At 41.8% G+C, this 5,694-nt stretch carries 4 protein-coding genes; 3 read left to right on the top strand and 1 reads right to left on the bottom strand.

The window, feature by feature from the left end; all coding sequences use genetic code 11:
- Positions 1-88: 88 nt before the first annotated feature.
- From ACUVXA_RS15085 to ACUVXA_RS15075, 3 genes are all read left to right on the top strand, one after another.
- Entirely contained in the window at positions 89-961 is an 873-nt protein-coding gene (locus ACUVXA_RS15085; protein WP_445872106.1) for an AAA family ATPase, read from the top strand.
- Positions 962-2,125: a vWA domain-containing protein gene (locus tag ACUVXA_RS15080; protein WP_445872105.1), complete on the top strand. Its 1,164-nt coding sequence runs from the start codon at positions 962-964 to the stop codon at positions 2,123-2,125.
- 255 nt (positions 2,126-2,380) lie between these two features.
- Positions 2,381-2,872 (top strand): YkgJ family cysteine cluster protein, encoded by a 492-nt coding sequence (locus ACUVXA_RS15075; RefSeq protein ID WP_445872107.1) that lies wholly within the window; start codon positions 2,381-2,383, stop codon positions 2,870-2,872.
- 81 nt (positions 2,873-2,953) lie between these two features.
- Here the strand turns inward: ACUVXA_RS15075 and ACUVXA_RS15070 are convergent, their stop codons facing one another.
- Positions 2,954-5,425: a V-type ATP synthase subunit I gene (locus ACUVXA_RS15070; RefSeq protein ID WP_445872104.1), complete on the bottom strand. Its 2,472-nt coding sequence runs from the start codon at positions 5,423-5,425 to the stop codon at positions 2,954-2,956.
- Positions 5,426-5,694: the final 269 nt, after the last annotated feature.

Here is a 5,694-nt window from a genome sequence, read left to right as displayed (position 1 = left end):
CATTTTAATGGTAGCGAAAAGATTTAAAGCGGTTTTTGGGATTTGTTCTTTATTACAGTTTTATAACTTTCATTGCTGGTCTAGGAAAATGAGTAGTACGGTTAAAAATTATCAGGGATCCGATGACTATATTGCGTCGGAGGAACTGGCAAATATCGTTAACGCGTCCATCGCACTGGGGCGACCCTTACTGGTTCGCGGCGAGCCGGGGACGGGTAAAACACTTTTGGCAATGAGCATCGCAAAGAGTTTGAATAAAAGGCTGATTGTCTGGAACATCAAGTCTACGAGCAAGGCGAAAGATGGGCTTTATGTATACGACACGGTTCAACGATTGAACGACAGTCGCTTTGGAGACAAGGATGTCTCAAATATCGAAAGCTACATCAAATTGGGAGAATTGGGGCAAGCATTTGATTCTGAAGAGCAGGTGGTGCTGCTTATTGATGAAATCGATAAGGCGGATATTGAGTTTCCTAATGATCTCTTGAATGAGCTGGATGAGATGTCGTTTAGGATCATTGAGACGGGTAGGGAGATTAAGGCGAAGACCCGGCCCATTGTGATTATTACCAGTAATAATGAGAAGGAGTTGCCGGATGCGTTTCTGCGGCGGTGTGTTTTTCACTACATTGAATTTCCAGACAGGGAGTTAATGCGGGAGATTGTTAATGTTCACCACCCTAACCTGGAAGAGAAATTTATTAATCAGGTTTTGGATAAGTTCTATGAGCTGCGTTCCATTAATACTTTGAAGAAGAAGCCTTCGACGAGTGAGTTGATTGATTGGATTGGGGTGCTTCTGCGTTTCGGAATTTCAGAGGAGAGGCTAGCTGAGGATATTCCTTTTGTAGGCTCGCTTATTAAGAAGGAGCAGGATGTTATGGAGGTTATCCGCCATCAGCGGCAGAAGGATTATCAGAATAATGAGTCTAAAGGGCCTCATAGGAGATATTACTAGTTGCTTATCGATTTCTTTTTTCTTTTGAGGGAGAATAAGGTTCCGGTTACCATTACGGAGTGGCTTACCTACATGGAGGCCTTATCTAAAGGTCTTCACAACTGTAATTTTTATGATTTCTACTTTTTGACTCGAGCTCTGCTGGTGAAGAATGAGTGTTATTTTGATGCTTTTGATCAGTGTTTTGCCCACTTTTTCAAGGACGTGGAATTGAGTTTAACTATTGATGAGAAGTTCTTGAAGTGGTTGATGAATCCGCTTAATCGGAAGTATCTTTTGCCGGAGGAGTTAGAGTTTCTGGAGCATTTGGATTTAGAGGAGCTTCGCAAGCTGCTTGAGGAGCGGCTCCGGGAGCAGACTGAGCGGCATGATGGTGGAGACCGGTGGATTGGTACCGGTGGGACTTCGCCTTTTGGGATTCATGGTGCGCATCCCACGGGGATTAGTTTTGGTGACCGGAGAATGGGGGGCATGGCTATGAAATATGCTCTGGAGCGGCGGTATCAGAACTATCGGCACGATTTGACCCTGGATATTCGCCAGATTCAGATGGCTCTCAAGAAGCTACGATTGCTTAAGCGAGTTGGGGTGCCTGAGGAACTGGACCTGGAAACCACCATTGATGAAACCTGTAAGAATGCGGGGGAGCTGGAACTCATATTTCGACCGGAGAGAAAGAATCGCATTAAAGTACTTCTTTTGATGGACGCCGGGGGCTCTATGGAGCCCTATGCCCACCTCGTAAACCAGCTTTTCTCCGCCGCCCACTCGCTAAAATTTTTTAAGGACTTTCAGTACTTTTACTTCCACAATTGTATCTATCAGTTCGTTTACAAGAACATGGTGAGGGCGGAGTCCACCAAGTTTCCCACGGGGGATTTGATGAGGAAGCTGGATAAGGATTACAAGCTCATCATAGTGGGGGACGCACACATGCATCCTGCTGAGCTGACAGAACCGGGGGGCGCAATTTATTATTATTCTGACCCCGATGGTACGCCGGGTATTGTCTGGCTTAAGCGTTTGCGGGATCATTTTCGAAAATCGGTTTGGCTTAATCCCACGAGTTATTCTGGCTGGACTATTAGTGAGGTCTCCAAAATCTTTCCCATGTTTCGGTTAACAATTAATGGGATCGAAGAAGCAGTCAAAGCCTTATTATAATATTTAATGAGACTATCCAACTATTAGATTACTAAATTTTCAAATATCCTGTAGAGAATCAATTTCTCAGAGGTTTACTAAAATATAATATCTTCAGTTTTTGGGAGAATTAGAAATGGATTGTCCTAGTTGTGGAGCTTACTGTTGTAAAAATCTAGTAAAGGAGAGGGGAGGTCTGGAATTTGGTTTATTTCTTTTGGTCCGTGAAAAAAGAAGTTAACGGAATTAGCAACTAAAAAAGAACTAGGGGTAGAAATTCAACCTTTACATTATTTGGAAACAAGTTGGAATGAACAAAAAATTCTTACCTATCAGATGGTGAATAAAGATTGTGAATTCTTAGACGGGAAAACAAATAGATGCACAATTTACAATAGCAGACCCTTGGTATGTCGAAGCTATCCTATTCAGTGCAAACTTCCACAAACCAACATGGAAATAGATCTGGATTGCAAAAACACTTCATCCATCTTATCTTTATTGAATAAGTTAGGTGTTGAAACTATAAGTGGCAAGGAAGAAGCGGAGCATAAGAACAGGATACTATTCCGATCTCTGAATTTGGAGAAGGAATATCTGGCCTACATGGAATTAAGGAGCGCATGGCTTGAAATACTAAGTGAATATGGTAAAATGAGAAAGGCTACAGTATATGTTTATGATCATGTTCATCAGGAGTTGTTTCCTTATATTAAATGCCTTAACGGAGAATGGTTGTATAGAAAAATAGCCCTTACGGAAGAATAATATTTTGTGATAGGATCAAAAGATAATTTGAGTGAAAAAGAGATTTAACCAACAATAAAAAATGTAGGAAGAGTGTGATAATCAACTGGAACCCTTGCGTTTAAATCTGCTTCTGAAGCCACTAGACCTTACCGATTTTACCGCAATCTCTTTTTCGAGGATCATTTCTTCGTAATTTTCTTCCAATCGGGTGACTTGACGATGTGAAGCAAAGGGGGCACATTCCCGTCCTCCAGTGACATAGAACTTGGAGAAGAATTCCACCCAATGCAATCGCAGGCTATTCAGGAAGCTAACCAATCCTTCCAATAGCATTATGAATATTGTTCCAACAGCTGCCCACAGCAGTGACTCCGCAAAAACTTCAATCCTCGGGATTGAACCTCCGGGAAATGTATACTCGATAACCTGGTAAACGTTGGCTAGGGCTGGCGGTCCCGGTAATTCTAAGAAGATTTCTGAGAGAACCAAGTGTACTGCTGCAAGTGCGAATATTCGGGCAAACGAAACCGAGTGAGATAGCAAGGATATCAGGTAGTCAAGACCCTCTGAGAATCCTTCTGATTTTTCATGTGAAACCCCTATCGTACCTACTAGGGAAACTATCGCAGGACTAATAACACTTGTATAAAATATTAGGTTAGCTGGCGGCAGGTGAAAAACCGGCCAGTTTGATTTTGTAGAATAAATTAAGATGGTCTGTATATTGGCTAACAATTCGTGGAGGAGATGTTCGCCTTGAATATAGTTTATCTGAGCTATCAGTTCCAGTGTGTGCCACCATCCAGTGTCGATGAAGTAGCCTCCAAGCGTTAATGGTTCAAGTACTTTTAAGGGCTTTATTGTAATATACCACATGGATGTGATATTGCTATTTTGAAGTATTGTTAGATAATCAAACAGGGTTAATGATCCCGGTGATTGAAATAGTGTTGCCAAAACTGTAAAGTTTATACCTCCAGTTGGCGAGAACCAGTTCATGAACATTACGCCGAATTCTTCGCTGAAGATTATTAGAAATGCTCCAATGTAGAGCCAAAGTAGGCACAGTGGTTGGAAGAATGCCATCTTCCTTTTTTTCTCTCTCCATAGGTTTCGGAATTTTAGGATAAGTCCCAATGAGATTTCTACTACACCGATAATTATCGCCAATCTCAAGAACTTGAAGTTGGCTGATGCTGCCATTGAGGGATCCGCGGGGAAGGGATTGTACCACAAGGGATCTATTACGTGGTGCGACCCGAACACCGACCCGAAGAGAAAGCCGAAAATTACCGCGGAAATACCACAGATAAAAAGTAGACCTGCTCCGTCTAGCAGATATTTTAGCATCCCAGTGATTACTGGTTTTCTGCGTTTCCAGAGCAATACCAGGCCCGCAATAAGGGCTAGTAGTCCACCGTGAGCCACATCAGGGAACATCATTCCGAAAAACAGGGGAAAGGTGAAGACTATAAGCTTTGTAGGGTCTATTTCGGTGTACTTGGGAATTCCGAAGGATTTGACTAATCCTTCATAGACAGTTAACTTCTTTGGATTCTCCATTTTTGTCGGGAACTCTTCCTCCGGAAAGTCAGGTAGCGATACTTCTATTATGGCGGTATCGTCTGTAACCTTTTCGATTATCCTACGAACGCTCTGGACCCTCTCCAAAGGAATCCATCCCCAAACTTCCACCGTTGCTTTAGTCACGCGTAAAAATCTTTTAGCATCGATACGCTCTTTTTCGATTTCTAACTGTTCCTTTGCTACCAGTAAAGGAATGCCTAATTTTTTTGTGATTTCCATCTTTTTTTCTTCAAGCTTTTGCCTCGAAGCCTCTAGTTTTTCAATATTTTTACCGGTCCTTTGAATAATATCTTCTGTAGCTCCCTTAACTTCAAATGGTATTTTAAACCGTTCAAAGCCAAAAGCGTTAAGTATCCTTTCCACAACGCCCCTATACTGGTTTAAAACCGCAACGAAAACGGCGTCCCGCCCCTCACCAATACTTACCGCGTGTAAGACGTAGTTCCCTTCTGTGACCTCTCTTATTCTCCATCTCATCGTAGCAGTTTTAACTGTTTGAACTGTTCCTACCTCAGCATAAACGTATCTTCCAGGACCAATCTGGGAAAGTTTGATGTCTAAAGGTTTTAGTGTTTCCGCAATTTTTAGCAGTGTTCTCTGTTGGTCTAATTCCTGCTCAACTTCACTGATTTCCCGCCCTAAGGCCTCCACCTTAGGACCTGCCTCTTCTAGTGTTTTTTCAACCATCTTAAGAACAATCTTTAAATCTCTATCATCTATGGACCATTTTTTCTCCTTGGGTAGCCTCTCAATGTAAGGGATATATTGGCTGAGGTTAAGAGATTCGATGTTTCTGTTTACTTCGTTTAAGAGTTGTAATGCTGACCTCTCCTCATCAGAGAGAGAAACTACAGTGCCACCGGATTCCTCAACGTCAATCAGTTCGATTTCGCCTAATTCATGCAGACAGTTTATTAGCGGCCGTTCATAGTCCCTGTGACATATTATTTTGATTATTCCGAGCTTTGCTGGTGTTAGTTTCATAGGTGTTCCTCAACAGAAGTCATTCTAGAAAGGCGTCTAATTTAAAGCGGATTACGTTTAAATGAATTTGATATTTAAAGTTTATGTAAAACAATTTGGGGTGATGTAGATTCACCCGATTCTACCACTTATTTTGAGGCTCTAAATCGGAAAAGAAGCCATATAAACGCTCCTTTCGGAGGCGAAATCGAACAATTCTACATCATCAACAATTTGGCACCAGTATTTCTTAGGTTTATTTGGTTTTGTTTATAAAGGAGAGAACATTT

Source organism: Candidatus Jordarchaeum sp. (assembly GCF_052745115.1).
This window is presented reverse-complemented; position numbering and strand designations above follow the sequence as displayed.

Coding starts and splice junctions, on each gene's coding strand:
- ACUVXA_RS15085 (WP_445872106.1), top strand. CDS start 89: ATGAGTAGTACGGTTAAAAATTATCAGGGATCCGATGACTATATTGCG.
- ACUVXA_RS15070 (WP_445872104.1), bottom strand. CDS start 5,425: ATGAAACTAACACCAGCAAAGCTCGGAATAATCAAAATAATATGTCAC.